General features: G+C 68.5%; 16 protein-coding genes. 7 read left to right on the forward strand and 9 right to left on the reverse strand.

The window, feature by feature from the left end:
- Position 1: 1 nt before the first annotated feature.
- From AC07OX_RS22115 to AC07OX_RS22155, 9 genes are all read right to left on the reverse strand, one after another.
- On the reverse strand, positions 2-1213 hold the full coding sequence (locus tag AC07OX_RS22115) for a CaiB/BaiF CoA transferase family protein (RefSeq protein ID WP_489061744.1): 1212 nt from the start codon (positions 1211-1213) through the stop codon (positions 2-4).
- Between the two features lie 3 nt (positions 1214-1216).
- Positions 1217-2197 carry a Bug family tripartite tricarboxylate transporter substrate binding protein gene (locus AC07OX_RS22120; protein ID WP_307638032.1) on the reverse strand — a complete coding sequence of 327 codons (981 nt, stop codon included), beginning with the start codon at positions 2195-2197 and terminating at the stop codon, positions 1217-1219.
- A gap of 11 nt (positions 2198-2208) precedes the next feature.
- Positions 2209-3189, reverse strand: coding sequence for a Bug family tripartite tricarboxylate transporter substrate binding protein (locus AC07OX_RS22125; RefSeq protein ID WP_495262388.1), 981 nt, complete (start codon positions 3187-3189; stop codon positions 2209-2211).
- Positions 3190-3230: 41 nt separating this feature from the next.
- Positions 3231-3680: a hotdog family protein gene (locus tag AC07OX_RS22130; RefSeq protein WP_390348533.1), complete on the reverse strand. Its 450-nt coding sequence runs from the start codon at positions 3678-3680 to the stop codon at positions 3231-3233.
- A gap of 173 nt (positions 3681-3853) precedes the next feature.
- Complete coding sequence (locus tag AC07OX_RS22135; protein ID WP_070062794.1) at positions 3854-4384, reverse strand: hotdog family protein; 531 nt, start codon at positions 4382-4384, stop codon at positions 3854-3856.
- A gap of 15 nt (positions 4385-4399) precedes the next feature.
- Positions 4400-5071, reverse strand: a complete 672-nt coding sequence (locus AC07OX_RS22140; protein WP_495262463.1) for a nitroreductase — start codon at positions 5069-5071, stop codon at positions 4400-4402.
- Between the two features lie 2 nt (positions 5072-5073).
- Positions 5074-6273, reverse strand: coding sequence for a CaiB/BaiF CoA transferase family protein (locus AC07OX_RS22145; protein WP_495262387.1), 1200 nt, complete (start codon positions 6271-6273; stop codon positions 5074-5076).
- Between the two features lie 11 nt (positions 6274-6284).
- Entirely contained in the window at positions 6285-7379 is a 1095-nt protein-coding gene (locus AC07OX_RS22150) for an acyl-CoA dehydrogenase family protein (RefSeq protein ID WP_495262386.1), read from the reverse strand.
- Between the two features lie 23 nt (positions 7380-7402).
- Positions 7403-8656 (reverse strand): acyl-CoA dehydrogenase family protein, encoded by a 1254-nt coding sequence (locus AC07OX_RS22155; RefSeq protein WP_495262385.1) that lies wholly within the window; start codon positions 8654-8656, stop codon positions 7403-7405.
- A 174-nt stretch (positions 8657-8830) separates the two neighbouring features.
- Between AC07OX_RS22155 and AC07OX_RS22160 the strand changes: the two genes are divergently transcribed.
- The 7 genes from AC07OX_RS22160 to AC07OX_RS22190 all read left to right on the forward strand — a co-directional run bounded on the left by AC07OX_RS22160 (position 8831) and on the right by AC07OX_RS22190 (position 16745).
- Positions 8831-10069 (forward strand): ABC transporter substrate-binding protein, encoded by a 1239-nt coding sequence (locus AC07OX_RS22160; protein WP_495262384.1) that lies wholly within the window; start codon positions 8831-8833, stop codon positions 10067-10069.
- Between the two features lie 60 nt (positions 10070-10129).
- On the forward strand, positions 10130-11344 hold the full coding sequence (locus AC07OX_RS22165; RefSeq protein WP_390348543.1) for an ABC transporter substrate-binding protein: 1215 nt from the start codon (positions 10130-10132) through the stop codon (positions 11342-11344).
- Positions 11345-11388: 44 nt separating this feature from the next.
- Positions 11389-13029: a 3-(methylthio)propionyl-CoA ligase gene (locus tag AC07OX_RS22170; protein ID WP_095746812.1), complete on the forward strand. Its 1641-nt coding sequence runs from the start codon at positions 11389-11391 to the stop codon at positions 13027-13029.
- 172 nt (positions 13030-13201) lie between these two features.
- Positions 13202-14875 (forward strand): sigma 54-interacting transcriptional regulator, encoded by a 1674-nt coding sequence (locus AC07OX_RS22175; protein WP_495262383.1) that lies wholly within the window; start codon positions 13202-13204, stop codon positions 14873-14875.
- A 222-nt stretch (positions 14876-15097) separates the two neighbouring features.
- The gene (locus tag AC07OX_RS22180; RefSeq protein ID WP_495262382.1) at positions 15098-15367 is read left to right on the forward strand and encodes a phenol hydroxylase subunit; all 270 of its coding nucleotides are present in this window, start codon (positions 15098-15100) and stop codon (positions 15365-15367) included.
- Between the two features lie 43 nt (positions 15368-15410).
- Positions 15411-16415, forward strand: a complete 1005-nt coding sequence (locus tag AC07OX_RS22185; RefSeq protein ID WP_495262381.1) for an aromatic/alkene monooxygenase hydroxylase subunit beta — start codon at positions 15411-15413, stop codon at positions 16413-16415.
- Positions 16416-16448: 33 nt separating this feature from the next.
- Positions 16449-16745, forward strand: a complete 297-nt coding sequence (locus AC07OX_RS22190; protein ID WP_174250302.1) for an MmoB/DmpM family protein — start codon at positions 16449-16451, stop codon at positions 16743-16745.
- Positions 16746-16780: the final 35 nt, after the last annotated feature.

Below are 16780 nucleotides of genomic sequence, written 5' to 3' on the forward strand. Positions count from 1 at the left end.
CTCAGGCCCGTGCCACCACGCCGGCGGTCACCAGCGCATCGACCGCCGCGCGTTCGAACCCGAACTCCCCCAGCACCTCGTCCGTGTGCTCCCCCAGAGACGGCGCAAGCCGCTGCACGCCGCCCGGCGTGGCCGAGAGCGTGAACGGCACGCCGGGAAAGCGCAGCGTGCCTTCGGTCGGGTGCTCGGCGTCGTGCCACAGGCCGCTGGCCTTCAGCTGCGGATCGTCGGGCAGCTGCTGCAGCGTCTGGATCGGCATTGCCGGAATGTCGGCCTGGCGGAAGGCAGACACCCATTCGGCTGTGGTGCGTGCGCCGGTGGCGCGTTCGAGTTCGCCGAACACCACCGTGTGGTTGCGCACCCGCGCGGCCAGCGTGGCAAAGCGTTCGTCCTCGCGCAGCTCGGGCCGGCCCACCACTTCGAAGAAGCGCAGCCACTGCGCGTCGGTGTAAGGCACCAGTGCGATGTAGCCGTCGGCCGTGCGAAAGGGCTTGCGCACGCCGGAGCGGATCGAGCCGTACACCATGTCGTCGATGGGCGGCTGGAAGGTGTGGCCCCACAGGTGCTCCACCATGTTGAAGGCGGTCATGGTCTCGAACATCGGCACGTCGACCGCCTGCCCCTGGCCGCTGCGTTCGCGGTGGAACAGCGCGGTGACGATGGCGTACGCCGCGTACAGCGCGGTGGTCTTGTCGGCCACGAGCGCGGGCATGTAGCGCGGCTCGCCGGTGTAGATCGATTGCAGCTGCGCCAGGCCCGACGCGGCCTGGATGATGTCGTCGAAGGCCGGCAGGCCCGCATACGGCCCCTCGTCCGAGAAGCCCTTGACGTGCGCGCTCACCAGCCGTGGGTTGAGTTCCAGCAGCCGCGCCGCGTCGATGCCGATGCGCGCCGCTGCGTCGGTGCGCACCGAATGCACGAGCACGTCGCTGCCGCGCACCAGCGTGTCGAGCACCTCGCGCGCGGCGGGTTGTTTCAGGTCGAGCACGAGGCTGCGCTTGTTCCGGTTGCACGACAGGTACAGCGACGACATGCCCTTGTGGCGCGCGGGTCCGACCGAGCGGGCCAGGTCGCCCTGCGGCGCCTCGACCTTGATGACGTCGGCGCCCATGTCGGCCAGCATCTGGCTGGCCAGCGGGCCGAGCACCACCGACGACAGGTCGAGCACCTTGACGCCTTCGAGGGCGCCGCGAAAAAGTGGAGGGGGCGTCATCGGTCAGTCCTCCAGGCGGATGCCGGTCTTGTCGATCACGCGCTTCCAGGTGTCGGCGTCCTGGCGCAGCACCACGGCAAACTCGGCGGCCGTGCTGCCCACGGGTTCGATGTTCATGTCGCGCATCTTCTTTTGCACCTCGGGCTTGGCGATGATGGCGGCGACGGCCTTCGACATCTTGTCCACGCGCGGCTGCGGCGTGCCGGCCGGCAGGAACAGCGCGATCCACGCATAGGGCTCGAAGCCCGCGTAGCCCGCCTGCTGGAAGGTCGGCACCTGCGGCAGCGTGGCCGAGCGCTGCGTGCCCAGTGCCGCCAGCGCGCGCAGCTTGCCGCTTTGCAGGTAGGGCAGGGCGGTGCCGGTGTCGAGCACGGCCACGCGGATGTGGCCGCCGAGCAGGTCGGTCACCATGGGCGCGGCGCCTTTGTAGGGCACGTGTGGCATGTCGACGCCGGCTTCTTTCTTGAACAGCTCGCCGTAGATGTGCGAGGTGGTCGCCACGCCGGTCGAGCCGTACGAGTACTTGCCGGGCTCGGCCTTGAGCAGCGTGACGAGTTCGGCCAGCGTCTTGGCGGGCACGTCGGGCGTCACGACCAGGGCCGAGGTCGAGATGCCGATCTGCGACACGGCCGCGAAGTCTTTCACCGCGTCGTACGAGAGCTTGCGCTGCAGCGCGGGCATCTGCACGTGCGTGGTGATGGTGAAGAGGGCGGTGTGGCCGTCTTTCGGGGCGCGTGCGACGGCGGCGGCGCCGATGGTGCCGCTGGCGCCCACGCGGTTGTCGACGACCACGGGCTTGCCCCAGGCGGTGCCGAGTTCCTGCGCGACCAGCCGCGCGATGTTGTCGGTGATGCCGCCGGCGGGGAAGGGCACGACGAGCGTGACGGGTTGCGAGGGGTAGTCGGCCGGTGGCTGTTGCGCGGCGGCGGGCAGGGCGAACAAGGCAGCGAGCGCAATGCCGAGCGTGGAGGAAAGACGTGTCATGGCGTGCGGTCTCAATCGAGCTTGATGTTCTTGGCCTGAATCACCTGCTTCCACCGCGCATGGTCCGCGCGCATGGTGGCGGTGAGCTGCGCGGGCGTGCTGCCGACCGGGATCACGCCCAGGCCTTCGATGCGCGCCGCCTGCTCGGGGCTTTGCACCACCTGGGCCACTTCGGTCGAGAGGCGCTGCGCGATGGGCTGCGGCGTGCCGGCGGGCAGGTAGATGCCGAACCAGCCGACCGACTCCATGCCCGCGAAGCCCTGTTCCTTGAAGGTCGGCACGCCGGCCGCGAGCGGGGCGCGTGCGGTGCCGACCACGGCGATCGACTTCGCCTTGCCGGCCGCGACGTGCGGGCCCACGCCCTTGGCCGAGACGAACACGGCATCGACGGTGCCCCCGAGCAGGTCGGTGATGGCCGGCGCTTCGCCCTTGTAGGGCACGTGCAGCAGCTGGATGCCCGCGGCGTCCTGCAGCACCTCGGCGTACAGGTGGGCGCTCGATCCGTTGCCGTAGGAGCCGTACGAGTACTTGCCGGGCGCGGCGCGCGCGAGCTTGACGAAGCCGTCGAGGGTGTCGACGCCGAGCTTGTTGCTCACGGTGAAGACGATGGGCAGGCGCCCCGCTTCCGACACGGGCACGAAGTCCTTGAACGGATCGAAACCGGCGTTGGGGTACAGCAGCGGGTTCTGGATGATGGAGGTGAGCGAGAACAGCACGGTGTAGCCGTCGGCCGGTGCGCGCTGCACGGCGGTGATGCCGATCTGCCCGTTGCCGCCGGGGCGGTTGTCGACGATGACGCTCTGGCCGAGCCGTTTGCCCAGGCCCTCGGCGACGATGCGCGCGAACACGTCGGTGCCGCCGCCTGCCGCGTAGGGCACGATCATGCGGATGGGTTTGTCGGGCCAGGTTGGCTGCTGCGCGAAGGCGCTGCTCGTGGCCAGGGCGGCGGCCAGCGTGAGGGCGTGGCGGCGGGTGAATCTGCTGTTGTACATGTCTGTCTTGTCTCCGATGGTTTTTCTGTCTGGGTGCGATGTCAGGGCGGCAGGCTCACGACGGCCAGGCCGGGGCCGACCGACACGCCGTGGCGGTTCTCGCTCCACAGGCGCAGGTCGAGGCGGTGGCGGTGCGCGGCGTCGGCGCTGTCGTCGATCCACTTGCGCTCGACCTGGCCGCGCACGGTGACGGTGTCGCCCGCGGTGTTGAACGACTTCATGCGAAAGCCGCGGATGGCATGCAGCACACCGGCCGTGCCGATGTACTCGCGAATCGCGCGCTCCCACATGCCCTGCAGCAGCATGACGTTGGCGTACATCTCGGGGGCGCCGGTCGATTGGGCGTGTTCGGTGTTGTGGTGGATGGCGTTGAAGTCGCGGTTGGCGCCGGCGGCCATCACGAGGCGGTAGACGGTGAGGGGGAAGGGCACGGGGTTCAAAGGGTCGCCCTCGTTGACTTCGTTCCAGTGGCGTTGTTCTTGCCAGTTCATCTTGTTGCTTTCCTTGTTCAGGGCGCGTGCACAGGTCACCGGGTACTTCCCTCCGCGAATGTCCCCCGGCCTTCGGCCTCCTCCTTGATTTCGCTGCGGGAAGCACCCAGTGCCCTGTGCACGGGTGGCGGTGCGCCAGTGCGGGAGGCCGCATGGCGTCGGGCGTCTGTTCTCTAGTGCGGCAGGTAGTGGTACATGCCGAACCGGCAGCGGGCCACGACCTCTTCGCGCTGGTTCACGATGTCGTACTCCCATGTTGTGAAGGCGCCTTTTCCTACCTTGGTCGCCTTGGGTTCGCAGCGCACGAGCCGGTTGCCGCGCCTTCCCAGCCGGTCGCCCAGGCGCGCGGGTTGCAGGTAGTCGACCTCGTAGTCGGTCGCCATGTAGGCGGTGGTGGGCGGCATGCCTTCGGGGCGCGTGCCCTTGAGCGGGCTGCGCTCGGGTTCGGCGTTGCGGGCGTCGCTGGTGAACACGGGCGGCTGGCCCGGGGCCCACATGGGCGGCAGCGTGAGGCTGGCGAGGCTGGTCGATGGCGCGACCGCGTCGGGCCCCTGGTGCAGCGGGCAGTCGAACTCCAGCACCTCGACATAGCGGCGCACGGCGCCGGCCTCGATCACATCGGCGCCCCAGCGGATCACACCGTTCGCGAAGTCCTCGCCCACGCGCGCCACCATCGGCGCCCAGGCGCTTTCCCAATCGTCCATGTGCAACTGCTTTCTTCAGATGCCGATGAACTCGGCCACGTCGTCCAGCGGCGCGCGCTCGGTCTCGAGGGCGTCGAGGGGCTTGTCGCGGTTGGCATAGCCGATGGCCATGCCGGTGAAGAGCATGCGCTCGGGCGGCAGGTCGATGAAGCGGCCGATGGTCTGCGGGTAGATGGCCCAGCATTCCTGCGGGCAGCTGTCCAGGCCCTCGGCGCGCAGCAGCAGCATCACGTTCTGCAACATCATTCCGAGGTCGGACCACTGCGGCGGGCCCATGCGGCGGTCGACGGTGCAGAAGAGCGCGAGCGGCGCGCCGAAGAACTGGAAGTTGCGCGCAAACCATTTCAAACGCGCGGCCTTGTCCTCGCGCGGAATGCCCAGGCGCGCGTACATCGCCTCGCCGACGGCGAAGCGGCGGTCGCGGTAGGGGGCGACCAGCTCGCGCGGGTAGATGTCGTACTCGCTGCCTTCGCCGCCGGGCGTTTCCTGCACGCGGGTGCGCATGAGGGCCTTGAGGTCGTCCAGCCGCTCGCCGCCCACCACATGCAGGTGCCACGGTTGCAGGTTGCCGCCCGAGGGGGCGCGCAGCGCGGCCTGCAGCACGCGGCGGATCGTGTCGGCCGGCACGGGGCGGTCGAGAAATTCGCGCACCGAGCGGCGGCTTGCGACGGCGTCGTAGACAGTCATGGTCATGCGGCGTTCTTTCGTTCGTTCATGAGGGTCACGCCCAGTTCGCGGGCCACTTCGGTGCTGTGCTGGCCGGGCGTCGCGGCGTGCGACAGGTCGGCGTAGGCATAGCCCGAGAAGCGCACCGGCGGGCGCACTTCAAGATACGCGCCTTCGGTCGGGTGCGTGCGCTGTCGGAAAAGGCCGGCGGCCTGCAGCTGCGGGTCGTCGGGCAGGTCGGCGATGTCGTTCACGCGCATCGCGGGCACGTTGGCCTTCTTCAAGATGTCGAGCCACTCGGCCGTGGTGCGCTCGGGAAGGATCGCGGCGGCGGCCTCGTACATGCGGCTCATGTGCTTGCGGCGCAGGGCCTTGTCGGCCAGCTCGGGCGCCTCGAGCACCTCGGGATGGCCGGCGGCCTCGAAGAAGCGCAGCCAGCGGTCGTCCAGGTAGGGCGCAATGGCGATGTAGCCGTCGCGCGTGCGCATGGGCTGGCGCATGGGGTCGATCTGGCGCGGGTACAGCGCGGGGCCGGTGGGCGGCACGAAGGTCTTGTCGCACAGGTGCTCCACGAGGTTGAAGCTGGCGAGCGACTCGAACATCGGCACCTCCACCTGCTGGCCCTCGCCGGTGCGCAGCCGGTGCACCACGGCGGCGAGCACGGCGTACGCCGCGTGCAGGCCCGAGACCTTGTCGGCCATGGTCATCGGCACGTAGCGCGGCTGCGGGTTGCCGTCGACCTTGGGCGGCAACGAGGCAATGCCCGAGGCGGCCTGGATGATGTCGTCGTAGGCCTGCAGCGCGGCATACGGCCCGCGCTGGTCGAAGCCGGTGCAGTGCACGTAGACGATGTCGGGGCGGATGGCGCGCACCTCGTCGTACGACAGGCCCGCGCGCGCGATGGCGTCGCTGCGCACGTTGTGGATGAAGATGTCGCTGGTCTCGATGAGGCGGCGCATCGCGGCGCGGCCGTCCTCGCTCTTCAGGTCCCAGTCGACCGAGCGCTTGCCGCGGTTCAGGCGCAGGTGCACGGGGCTCATCAGCGGCGTGACGGGCGGCGTGCCGATGATGCGGATGCTGTCGCCCTCGGGCGGCTCGACCTTGACCACTTCGGCGCCGAGGTCCGCGAGGATCTGCGTGCAGTAGGGGCCGAAGATCACCGTGGTGAGGTCGACGATGCGCAGGCCTTCGAGCATGCGGGGGGCGGGTGATGTGGTGGTCATGGGTGTGGAGGTCATGCGGCGACGAGGCCCTGCATTTCGGCGGCGAGGTGGCGCACGCGCTCCGGCCCGCCGAGCAACTGGCGGTTGAAGCCGATGCGCTTGAACCAGTAGTGCAGGCCCAGCAGGTCGGTGATGCCCATGCCGCCATGCACCTCGGTGGCGGTGCGGGCGACGAAGGTGCCGGTCTCGCTCAGGTGCGACTTGGCGTGCGCGGCGAGCAGCGCGGCTTCGTCGGGCAGTGCGTCGAAGGCATGCGCCGCGTACCAGACGAGTGCGCGGCCGGGCTCCAGCGCGGCGGCCATTTCGGCGCACAGGTGCTTCACGGCCTGGAAGGAACCGATCACGCGGCCGAACTGGCGGCGCTCCTTGGCGTAGGCCACGGCCTGGCCGATCATGGCTTCGCCCGCGCCGAGCGTGTCGGCGGCGAGCAGGGCCCAGCCCGCACTGCGCAGGCGCGCGAGCGTGGCGGGGCCGCTGTTGGGAAGTCGTTCTGCCTTCACCTGTGCGAAGTGCAACTCACCGAGCGGGCGCGTGGCGTCGATGCTGCGCAGCGCGCCGCGCGTGAGGCCCTGTGCATCGGCGCGCACGAGGTGCAGGCCACCCGCGCGGTCGGCCACGATGAACACATCGGCCGCGCCCGCGTCGAGCACGAAGAGTGCGCTACCGTCGAGCGTGCCGTTGGCATTGGCCGTCACGCCCGCGCCATCGCGTGCGCCGGCCACGGCTTCGGCGATGGCGACGCCCGCGATGCATTCGCCCGCGGCCAGGCGCGGCAGCCATTCATCCTGCTGCGCCGCGCTGCCGGCCTCGCGCAGCGCAAGCGGCGCGAGCACGGCGGTGCCGAGGAAGGGCGTGGGCGCGACATGGCGACCCAGTTCCTCGGCGGCCAGCGCGGCGTCGAGCAGCGACAGGCCGAGCCCGCCGAAGGCCTCGGGCACGAGCAGGGCCGGCACGCCGACCTCGCACAGCGTGCGCCAGACCTCGCGGTCCAGCGGCAGGTCGTCGGCCGCGACGCGGCGCACGCGATCGAGCGGGCAGGCGCGTTCGAGCGCGCGGCGCAGGCTGTCCTGCAGCAGCGTCTGGTCGGCGGAGAGGGCGAATTCCATGGCGTGCTTTCTTCCGATGGCGATCAGGCAAGGCGGGGTTCGCGCGGCATGTCGAGCCCGCGCTCCGCGATGATGTTTTTCTGGATCTGCGCGGTGCCGCCGCCGATGATCAGACCCAGGTCGAACATGTAGCGCTCCTGCCAGAGCGCTTGCGCGCGCAGGTGCGCACTGCCGGGCATCAGCAGGCCCAGCTCGCCCAGCGCGTCGATGGCGAGTGCGGCCAGCTGGTGGCGCAGTTCGCAGCCCTGCAGCTTCACGACCAGCGCGGCCAGGCCCGGGTCTTCGCCCTTGGCCGCGGCCGTGAGCAGCCGCAGGCCGTGGCACTTCTGCGCCAGCACCTGGCCCTGCAGCCGCATGAGGCGGTCGCGCAGCACGGGCTGGTCGATGAGGCGCGTGCCGTCCACCGTCTCGGACTGCATCAGCGTGGCGAGCTCCTGGTAGCGCTGGGTCGTGAGGTTGGGGTTGCCGAGCGAGCCGCGCTCGTGCTTGAGCGTGGCGTTGGCCACCTTCCAGCCGTCGCCGCGCTGCCCCACGATCTGGTGCTGCGGCACGCGCACGTCGGTGAAGAAGACCTCGTTGAACTCGGCGTGGCCCGTCATGGTCTTCAGCGGGCGCACCTCGATGCCGGGCGTCTTCATCGAGAACAGCAGGTAGCTGATGCCCGCGTGCTTCGCGGCGCCGGGCTCGGTGCGCACGAGGCAGAAGATCATGTCGGCCACGTGCGCGGTCGAGGTCCAGATCTTCTGGCCGTTGATGACGAAGTCGCCGCCGTCTTCGGTGGCGCGCGTCTGCAGCGAGGCCAGGTCGGAGCCCGCGCCGGGCTCGGAGTAGCCCTGGCACCAGACCACCTCGCCGCGCAGCGTGGGTCCGATCCACTCGCGCCGTTGCGCCTCGGTGCCCAGCTCGAGCAAGGTGGGCACCAGCATCGAGATGCCCTGGTTGCCCAGCGGCGGCGCCACGCCGGCGCGCGCGAACTCCTCGGTGATGAGGTGCGACTCCATGACGTCGGGCGCCGCGCCGTGGCCGCCATAGTCGCGCGGCACCGTGCGGCCCGCGTAGCCGTGGTCCAGCAGCAGGCGCTGCCAGGCGAGGGCGTCGGCGTCGGGGCGCTCGGCGGTGCGCGCGAAGGCCGAGCGGTGGCCGTGCGTGGCGAGGAACGCGCGCAGCTCGTCGCGAAAGGCTTCGTAGCGGGGATTGAGCGTGAGGTCCATGCGGTGCTTGCCTTCGGTGCGCGCCGCGTTGCGCGGCGGTGGGTGTGTCTCCGTGTCGAGGCTCATGCTAGGGGCAACCCTCAGCCGCTCTCAATCGTCCGTTCCGACGATGTGACGCGCAGGAGGCGCTGCCTACCATCCAGCCCGAACGCCGCACGAGGTCCGCAAGAGACCGACACGAGGCCGGCAAGAGGCCCGCGGCCGCAGCTTCTTTTTCACGAGAACGACGGAGACAACACCATGACACGTTCCCTCTTTTCCGCCCGCCCCGGCACGCGCCGCCGCCTGCTGGGCGCCGGCCTGGCGGCCACGCTCGGCCTCGCCACGGCCTTCACGGCGCAGGCCCAGAAGCGCTACGACCCGGGCGCGAGCGACACCGAGATCAAGATCGGCCACATCGTCCCGTACTCGGGCCCGGTGTCGGCCTACGGCACCATCGGCAAGGCGGCGGCGGGCTACTTCGCCAAGCTCAATGCCGAGGGCGGCATCAACGGCCGCAAGGTCACGTTCATCTCGCTGGACGACGCCTACAACCCCTCCAAGACGGTGGAGCAGGCGCGCAAGCTGGTCGAGCAGGACGAGGTGCTGGTGCTCTTCGGCCCGCTGGGCACGGCGCACAACCTCGCCATCCAGCGCTACATGAACGCCAAGAAGGTGCCGCAGCTGTTCGTGGCCACGGGCGCCACGCGCTTCGGCGATCCGAAGGCCTTCCCCTGGACCATGGGCTGGCAGCCCACGTACCAGACCGAAGGCAAGATCTACGCGCAGCACATCCTCTCGACCAAGCCCAACGCGAAGATCGCTGTGCTCATGCAGAACGACGACTTCGGCAAGGACTTCCTGAAGGGCTTTCTCGAGGCACTGGGCGACAAGGCCAAGACGATGATCGTGGCGCAGTCGACCTACGAGGTGACCGACCCGACCATCGACAGCCAGATGGTCAACCTGAAGGCCTCGGGCGCCGACACCTTCTTCAGCATCACCACGCCCAAGTTCGCGGCGCAGGCGATCCGCAAGGCGGCCGACATCGGCTGGAAGCCCACGCAGTATTTGTCGAGCGTGTCGGTGTCGGTGTCGGCGGTGATCAAGCCGGCGGGCCCCGAGAACGCGGTGGGCGTGATCTCGGCCACCTACCTGCGCGACCCGGCCGACGACATGTGGAAGGGCGCCAAGGAGTACGAGGACTACAAGACCTGGTTCAGCAAGTACTACCCCTCGGGCGACCTGAGCGATTCGCTCAACGTGCTGGGCTACTCGTCGGCGCAGACGCTGGAGCAGGTGCTGCGCAAGGCGGGCGACGACCTCACGCGCGCCAACATCATGAAGGTGGCGGCCAATCTGCAGTACAGCCCGCCCATGCTCTACCCGGGCATCGAGGTGAAGACCTCGCCGACCGACTTCTACCCGATCGAGCGCATGCAGCTGGTGCGTTTCAACGGCACGCGCTACGAGCCCTTCGGCAAGGTGCTCGGCGATTGATCGATTGATTGATCGCCTCGTTCCTGATGTCTCCCTTTTCGTTTTTCCACTGAAGCTTCCATGACCTCCATCGTTCGACTGGCCGCCGCCCTGGGCGGCGCGGCCCTCCTGTTCACCACCGGCGCGGCCCTTGCGCAGAAGAAGTACGACACCGGCGCCTCCGACACCGAGATCAAGCTCGGCATGGCCATGCCCTACAGCGGCCCGGTGTCGTCGTACGGCATCGTCGGCAAGGTCAACGAGGCGTACTTCAAGATGGTGAACGACAAGGGCGGCATCAACGGCCGCAAGGTGACGCTCATCAGCTACGACGACCAGTACACGCCGCCGCGCACCACCGAGGTGGTGCGCAAGCTGGTCGAGCAGGACGAAGTGCTCGCCGTGTACGGCAACCTGGGCTCGGCCTCCAACGCCGCGATCCAGCGCTACATGAACGCCAAGAAGGTGCCGCACCTGTTCCTGGGCGTGGGCGCCGACCGCTTCAACGACCCCAAGGCCTACCCCTGGACCACGCCCTACATGCCCAGCTACGAGGGCGAGGGCAGCCTCTACGCGAAGAACATCCTCAAGACGATGCCGAACGCGAAGATCGCCGTGCTCTACCAGAACGACGACTTCGGCAAGGACCTGCTCAAGGGCCTGAAGAAGGGCCTGGGCGACAAGGCCTCGATGGTGGTGGCCGAGGCCTCGTTCGAAGTGGCCGACCCCACGGTCGATTCGCAGATCATCAAGCTGCAGTCGTCGGGCGCCGACGTGTTCGTCAACTTCGCCACCGCGCGCTTCGCCGCGCAGGCCATCCGCAAAGCGTGGGACATCGGCTGGAAGCCCAAGCAGCAGTACCTCACCTACGTGTCGGCCTACGTGAAGATGACGCTGGAGCCCGCGGGCCTGGAGAAGTCGAAGGGCATCATGGCCATGGCCTTCTTCAAGGACGCCGCGCAGCCGCGCTGGGCCAACGACCCGGCCACGCAGGAGTTCCTGGCCTTCATGAAGAAGTACGCACCGAACGAAGACGTGAACAACGCCGCCGGCGTGTACGGCTACGGCGTGGCGCAGGCCATGGAGACGGTGCTCAAGGCCTCGGGCGACAACCTCACGCGCGAGAACGTGCTCAAGCAGGCCACCACGCTCAAGAACATGCGCACCGGCATGCTGCTGCCGGGCATTGCGCTGAACACCTCGGCCACCGACTACTTTCCGTTCAACACGCTGCAGCTGGTGCAGTTCAACGGCAAGGAGTTCGAGCCCATGGGTGATTCGATTGCCGTGAAGTAGCCTTCGCAGAAGCACGCTCAAAAGAACCACAGGAGACACACACCATGTTCGGACTGATGCAGGACCGCCCGCTGCTGATCTCGTCGCTGATCGACCACGCGGCCACCTTTCACCCCCACGTCGAGATCGTCGGACGCACCGTCGAAGGCCCGGTGCACCGCACCAACTACCGCGAGGTGCAGCGGCGCTCCAAGCAGGTGGCCAATGCGATGAAGGCGCTGGGCGTGGCGCCCGGCGACCGCGTGGGCACGCTGGCATGGAACACCTACCGGCACCTGGCGCTGTACTACGGCGTGTCGGGCTCGGGCGCGGTGCTGCACACGGTGAACCCGCGGCTTTTTCCGGAGCAGATCGACTACATCGTCAACCACGCCGAAGACAAGGTGCTGTTCTTCGACACCAGCTTCGCGCCGCTGGTCGAGAAGCTCGCGCCCAAGCTCAAGAGCGTGCGCGCCTTCGTCGCCATGACTGACCGCGCGCATATGCCGGCCATCGATGTGCCGAACCTGCTGTGCTACGACGAGCTCATCGGCGCGCAGAGCGAGGACTACACCTGGCCCGAGTTCGACGAGCGCACGGCGTCGTCGCTTTGCTACACGTCAGGCACCACGGGCAACCCCAAGGGCGTGCTGTACAGCCATCGCTCCACCGTGCTGCATTCGCTGATGGAATGCGCGCCCGACACCTTCGGCGTGTGCTCGCAGATGACGCTGCTGCTGGCCGTACCCATGTTCCATGCCAACGCCTGGGGCATGCCGTACTCGGCGCCGATGGTGGGCGCCAAGCTCGTCATGCCCGGCCCGCACCTCGATGGCCAGAGCCTGTACGAACTCATGCGCGACGAGAAGGTGAGCTTCTCGCAGGCGGTGCCCACCGTGTGGCTCATGCTGTTCCAGTACTTCGACGCCCACCCTGAGATCGACACCCGCGCCATCGGCCTCAAGCGCATCGGCGTGGGCGGCGCCGCCACGCCGCGCGCCATGATCGAACGCTTCGAGCGCGACTTCGGCGCCGACTTCGTGCAAGGCTGGGGCATGACCGAGACCAGCCCCATCGGCGTGATCGGCAACCTGCTGCCCAAGCACCTCGCGCTCCCGAAAGATGAGCAGACCACGGTCAAGATGCGCCAGGGCCGCGGCGTGTGGGGCGTGGAGCTCAAGATCGTCGACGAGAACGGCCAGCGCCTGCCGCACGACGGCGTGGCCTTCGGCCACCTGCATGTGCGCGGTCCGTGGATTGCGAGCGGTTACTTCCGCAGCGAAGGCGGCGACGTGCTCGATGCCGAGGGCTTCTTTCCGACCGGCGACGTGGCCAACATCGACGCCGACGGTTATGTGCAGCTGGTCGACCGCGCCAAGGACGTCATCAAGTCGGGCGGCGAGTGGATCTCGTCGATCGACCTGGAGAACGCGGCCAGCGCGCACCCCGCCGTGGCCGAGGCGGCGGTGATCGGCATCGCGCATCCGAAGTGGCAGGAGCGGCCCCTGCTGATCGTCGTGAAGCGTGCAGGCGCAGAGGTCACGGGCGAGGAACTGCTCACTTTTCTTTCGCAGCGCGTGGCCAAGTGGTGGCTGCCCGACGACGTGGCTTTCGTCGACAGCCTGCCGCATACAGCCACCGGCAAGCTGCTGAAGACCAAGCTGCGCGAACAGTTCAAGGGCTACGTCGCGGCCAAGTCAACTTGATGACAGTTGTTCGTTCTTTCTGTGCATAACTCTGTGGGTTGCCTGAGGAGGCAAGCCAGCAGAACGAGCATTGGCGCGGCTTCGCACCACGTTGCCTGTTGATTGAGCAGCCTTGTCGTCCGTCCTTGCAGGAGAATGTAGGAGGAACGGATTCCAGACAAGTAAAGGGGACATGGTGGGAGAACTTCTTTCTCTCCTGCGCTTCAGCGCCGGCTCGGGCCACATCTGGCTGGACGAGCAGCGCATGCTGCTCATGCATGCCCGGGCCTTCGCCGAACTGCGCCGCGAACTGCTCGACTCGCTGGGTATCGAGCGTGCGCGCGGCCTGCTGGTGCGCATGGGTTTTGCTTCCGGCCTGCGCGACGGCGAGGTGGCCGTGCGCGAGCGCCTTGCCGGCATGCGCGCCGAAGACGCCTTCATGCTCGGGCCGCGCCTGCATTCCATCGAGGGCATCGTCTCGGTGCAGAAGGTGCAGGTCGACCTCGACGTGGCCACCAAGCATTTCTACGGCGAATTCCTCTGGGAGAACTCCTGGGAATGCGAAGCCCACGTGGCCGACTTCGGCTACGGGGAAGACCCGCAGTGCTGGTCGCAGATCGGCTACGCCTCGGGCTACACCACCGCCTTCATGGGACGGCTCGTGGTGTTCAAGGAAGTCGAATGCACCAGCATGGGCGACAGCCGCTGCCGCATCGTCGGCCAGGCCGCCGAGGCGTGGAACGACGAGCACTACCTGGAGTACTTCCGCCAGCACCATGTGGCCGAGAAGCTCATCGACTTCAACCTCGGCCTGCAGCACCTGCGCCGCCTGCAGCCGCGCCGCGAGTACGACCAGAAGCTGGTCGGCGTGTCGCCGGGTTTTCGCGCCGCCTTCGAGCTCATGCGCAGCGCGGTCGACAGTGCCATCACCGTGCTGCTGCTCGGCGAGACCGGCGTGGGCAAGGAAGTGTTCGCTCGCTGGCTGCACGACAACGGACCGCGCGGCAAGCAGCCCTTCATTGCGGTCAACTGCGCGGCGATCCCGGCCGACCTGATCGAGGCCGAGCTGTTCGGCGTGGAAAAGGGCGCCTACACCGGCGCCCACCATGCGCGCGCCGGGCGCTTCGAACGCGCGCACGGCGGCACCCTGTTCCTGGACGAGGTGGGCGACCTGCCGCTGGCCGCGCAGGTCAAGCTGCTGCGCGTGCTGCAGACCGGCGAGGTCGAGCGCCTGGGCGCTGAGCAGCCGACCAAGGTCGACGTGCGCATCGTGGCCGCCACCAACGTCAACCTGCAGCAGGCCATGCAGGCAGGCAAGTTCCGCACCGACCTGTTCTACCGGCTCAACACCTTCCCGATCCAGATCCCGCCGCTGCGCGAGCGCACCGCCGACATCCCGGCGCTGGTGGCGCGCTTCGTCGAGAAGTACAGCGCGCTGTACGGCAAGAAGCTGCGCGGCCTCACCGACAAGGCCGCGCTCGACGTGCACAAGCACGCCTGGCCCGGCAACATCCGCGAGCTCGAGAACGTGATCGAGCGCGCCGTGCTGCTGGCGCCCGACCATGGCGACATCGAGGCCTGCCACCTGTGGATGCAGCCGCCGGGCGCGCCGCCCGACAACCAGCTCGACGCCAGCGGCAAGGTCGCCACGGGGGCCTCGGCTTCGGGCTCCGACGCGAGCGAGCTCGACGCGCTGTGCCAGCGCGTGCTCGAGCAGAACATCGACATCGCCTCGCTCGAGCAGCGCCTCATGCAGACCGCGATGCAGCGCGCCAAGGGCAACCTGTCGCAGGCCGCGCGCCTGTTGGGCATCACGCGCCCGCAGCTGGCCTACCGGCTGAAAAAGGAAGGCCTGCCGACGTCCTGAGCGGACGCCGGCCGGCGTTTTCCGGTTTTCACCATTTGATCAAGCTGCACCGCAGCAAATGATCAAACCAGCATCCGGGACTTCCCGGTGCTTCGGGCCCGCAGGCGCAGCGGGCCCATGCAAATCAATCACTTAGCCACGCTGGCACGCCCATTGCCCTTATCAGGCCGGGCGGCGCTGGTGCCGTCCACCTGTTGATGGATTGAACAAGTGATGCCCTCGATGCAGCCCGACCCCCGCAGCGGCAGCGCCGCACAGATGACCGGCCAGCCGTGCTTCGTGCGCGTCACCGGCACGCGCGGCACGCGCTTCGTGGAGTTCGAGTTCGCCATCGGCGACCCCGAGCTGGCTGTGGAGCTGGTGCTGCAGTTCGACCAGTTCCGCGAGTTCTGCGCGCGCCACACGGTGCGCCACCTGAGCACCGAAGAGGGTGCGCGGCTGGACTTCGAGCGCATGAAGTGGCGCTTCGGCGCGCCCGGCATCGACCACTGACGACCCCCGCATTTTTTTCCCGCGACAACCAAGGAGACACCCCGTGCAAGTCGACATCAAGACCTCGGACATCCGGCCGATCCGCCAGACCTTCTCGCATGTGGCGCGGCGGCTCGGCGACAAGCCGGCCTCGCGCTACCAGGAGGCCACGCTGGACATGCAGCCCACGGCCAACTTCCACTACCGGCCGCTGTGGGACCCGCAGCACGCGCTGTACGACAAGCGCCGCACGGCGCTCGTGATGGCCGACTGGTACAGCTTCAAGGACCCGCGCCACTACTACTACGGCGTGTACACCATGACCCGCGCGCGCCAGGGGGAAGGCGCCGACCGCCAGTTCGAGTTCGCCGAGAAGCGCCAGCTGCTGGCCCAGGCCGATGCGGGCGTGCGCGAGTCGCTGCAGCAGGTGCTGGTGCCGCTGCGCCACTACGAGTGGGGCGCCAACATGAACCACAGCTACTGCTGCGGCTATGGCTACGGCACGGCCATCACGCAGCCCTTCATCTACGCGGCCATGGACCGCCTGGGCATCGCGCAGTACCTCTCGCGCGTCGGCCTGCAGATCGACGCCAACTCGGGCCGCGCGCTGGACGCCGGCAAGGAGGCCTGGCTTGCGCACCCGGCCTGGCAGGGCGTGCGCCGCCTGATGGAGAACCTCTTCGTCACCAAGGACTGGTTCGAGGTGTTCGTAGCCCAGAACCTCGTGCTCGACGGCCTGCTGTACCCGCTGGTCTACCGCCACTACGTGAACGCGCACAGCGCCGCCACAGGCAACGCGCTGGCGATGCTGACCGAGTTCATGAACGAGTGGTTCGACGAGAACGTGCGCTGGGTCGACGCCACGCTGAAGACCGCCGCCGACGAGTCGCCCGCCAACGCCGAACTGCTCGCGCAGTGGTACGCGAGCTGGCGCGACCAGGCCGTGCAGGCGCTGGCGCCGCTGGCCGCGCTGGCCCTGGGCGCGCAGGGCGCCGAGGTGCTCAAGACGCTGCACGCCGCGCTCGATGCGCGCGTGGCCCGGCTGGTGCGCATGGGCGCTGCCGCCTGACGACCGAATCGATCGAACCAAGGAGACCACCCCATGACCACCGCCACCGCCGAAGTGTCCCGACCGCCCGTCTTCATCGCCCTGCAGACCGGCGAGGCCGCGCGCGCCATCGTCGAGGCCATCGTGGCCGACAACCCCGGGGCCACCGTCACCGAGTACCCCGCGATGGTGAAGATCGACGCGCCCGGCCGCCTCGTGATCCGCCGCGAGAGCGTCGAAGCCCTGGTCGGGCGCCGCTGGGACCTGCAGGAACTGCACCTGAGCCTGATCTCGCTGTCCGGAAGCATCGAAGAGACCGACGACGAATTCACCCTCCATTGGGGTGCCTGAGCCCAGGCCTCACCGGACCACGACCAAGGACCACG

It is taken from the genome of Variovorax sp. GW821-FHT09D07 (assembly GCF_059416345.1).

Coding starts and splice junctions, on each gene's coding strand:
- AC07OX_RS22115 (WP_489061744.1), bottom strand. CDS start 1,213: ATGACGCCCCCTCCACTTTTTCGCGGCGCCCTCGAAGGCGTCAAGGTG.
- AC07OX_RS22120 (WP_307638032.1), bottom strand. CDS start 2,197: ATGACACGTCTTTCCTCCACGCTCGGCATTGCGCTCGCTGCCTTGTTC.
- AC07OX_RS22125 (WP_495262388.1), bottom strand. CDS start 3,189: ATGTACAACAGCAGATTCACCCGCCGCCACGCCCTCACGCTGGCCGCC.
- AC07OX_RS22130 (WP_390348533.1), bottom strand. CDS start 3,680: ATGAACTGGCAAGAACAACGCCACTGGAACGAAGTCAACGAGGGCGAC.
- AC07OX_RS22135 (WP_070062794.1), bottom strand. CDS start 4,384: ATGGACGATTGGGAAAGCGCCTGGGCGCCGATGGTGGCGCGCGTGGGC.
- AC07OX_RS22140 (WP_495262463.1), bottom strand. CDS start 5,071: ATGACTGTCTACGACGCCGTCGCAAGCCGCCGCTCGGTGCGCGAATTT.
- AC07OX_RS22145 (WP_495262387.1), bottom strand. CDS start 6,273: ATGACCACCACATCACCCGCCCCCCGCATGCTCGAAGGCCTGCGCATC.
- AC07OX_RS22150 (WP_495262386.1), bottom strand. CDS start 7,379: ATGGAATTCGCCCTCTCCGCCGACCAGACGCTGCTGCAGGACAGCCTG.
- AC07OX_RS22155 (WP_495262385.1), bottom strand. CDS start 8,656: ATGAGCCTCGACACGGAGACACACCCACCGCCGCGCAACGCGGCGCGC.
- AC07OX_RS22160 (WP_495262384.1), top strand. CDS start 8,831: ATGACACGTTCCCTCTTTTCCGCCCGCCCCGGCACGCGCCGCCGCCTG.
- AC07OX_RS22165 (WP_390348543.1), top strand. CDS start 10,130: ATGACCTCCATCGTTCGACTGGCCGCCGCCCTGGGCGGCGCGGCCCTC.
- AC07OX_RS22170 (WP_095746812.1), top strand. CDS start 11,389: ATGTTCGGACTGATGCAGGACCGCCCGCTGCTGATCTCGTCGCTGATC.
- AC07OX_RS22175 (WP_495262383.1), top strand. CDS start 13,202: ATGGTGGGAGAACTTCTTTCTCTCCTGCGCTTCAGCGCCGGCTCGGGC.
- AC07OX_RS22180 (WP_495262382.1), top strand. CDS start 15,098: ATGCAGCCCGACCCCCGCAGCGGCAGCGCCGCACAGATGACCGGCCAG.
- AC07OX_RS22190 (WP_174250302.1), top strand. CDS start 16,449: ATGACCACCGCCACCGCCGAAGTGTCCCGACCGCCCGTCTTCATCGCC.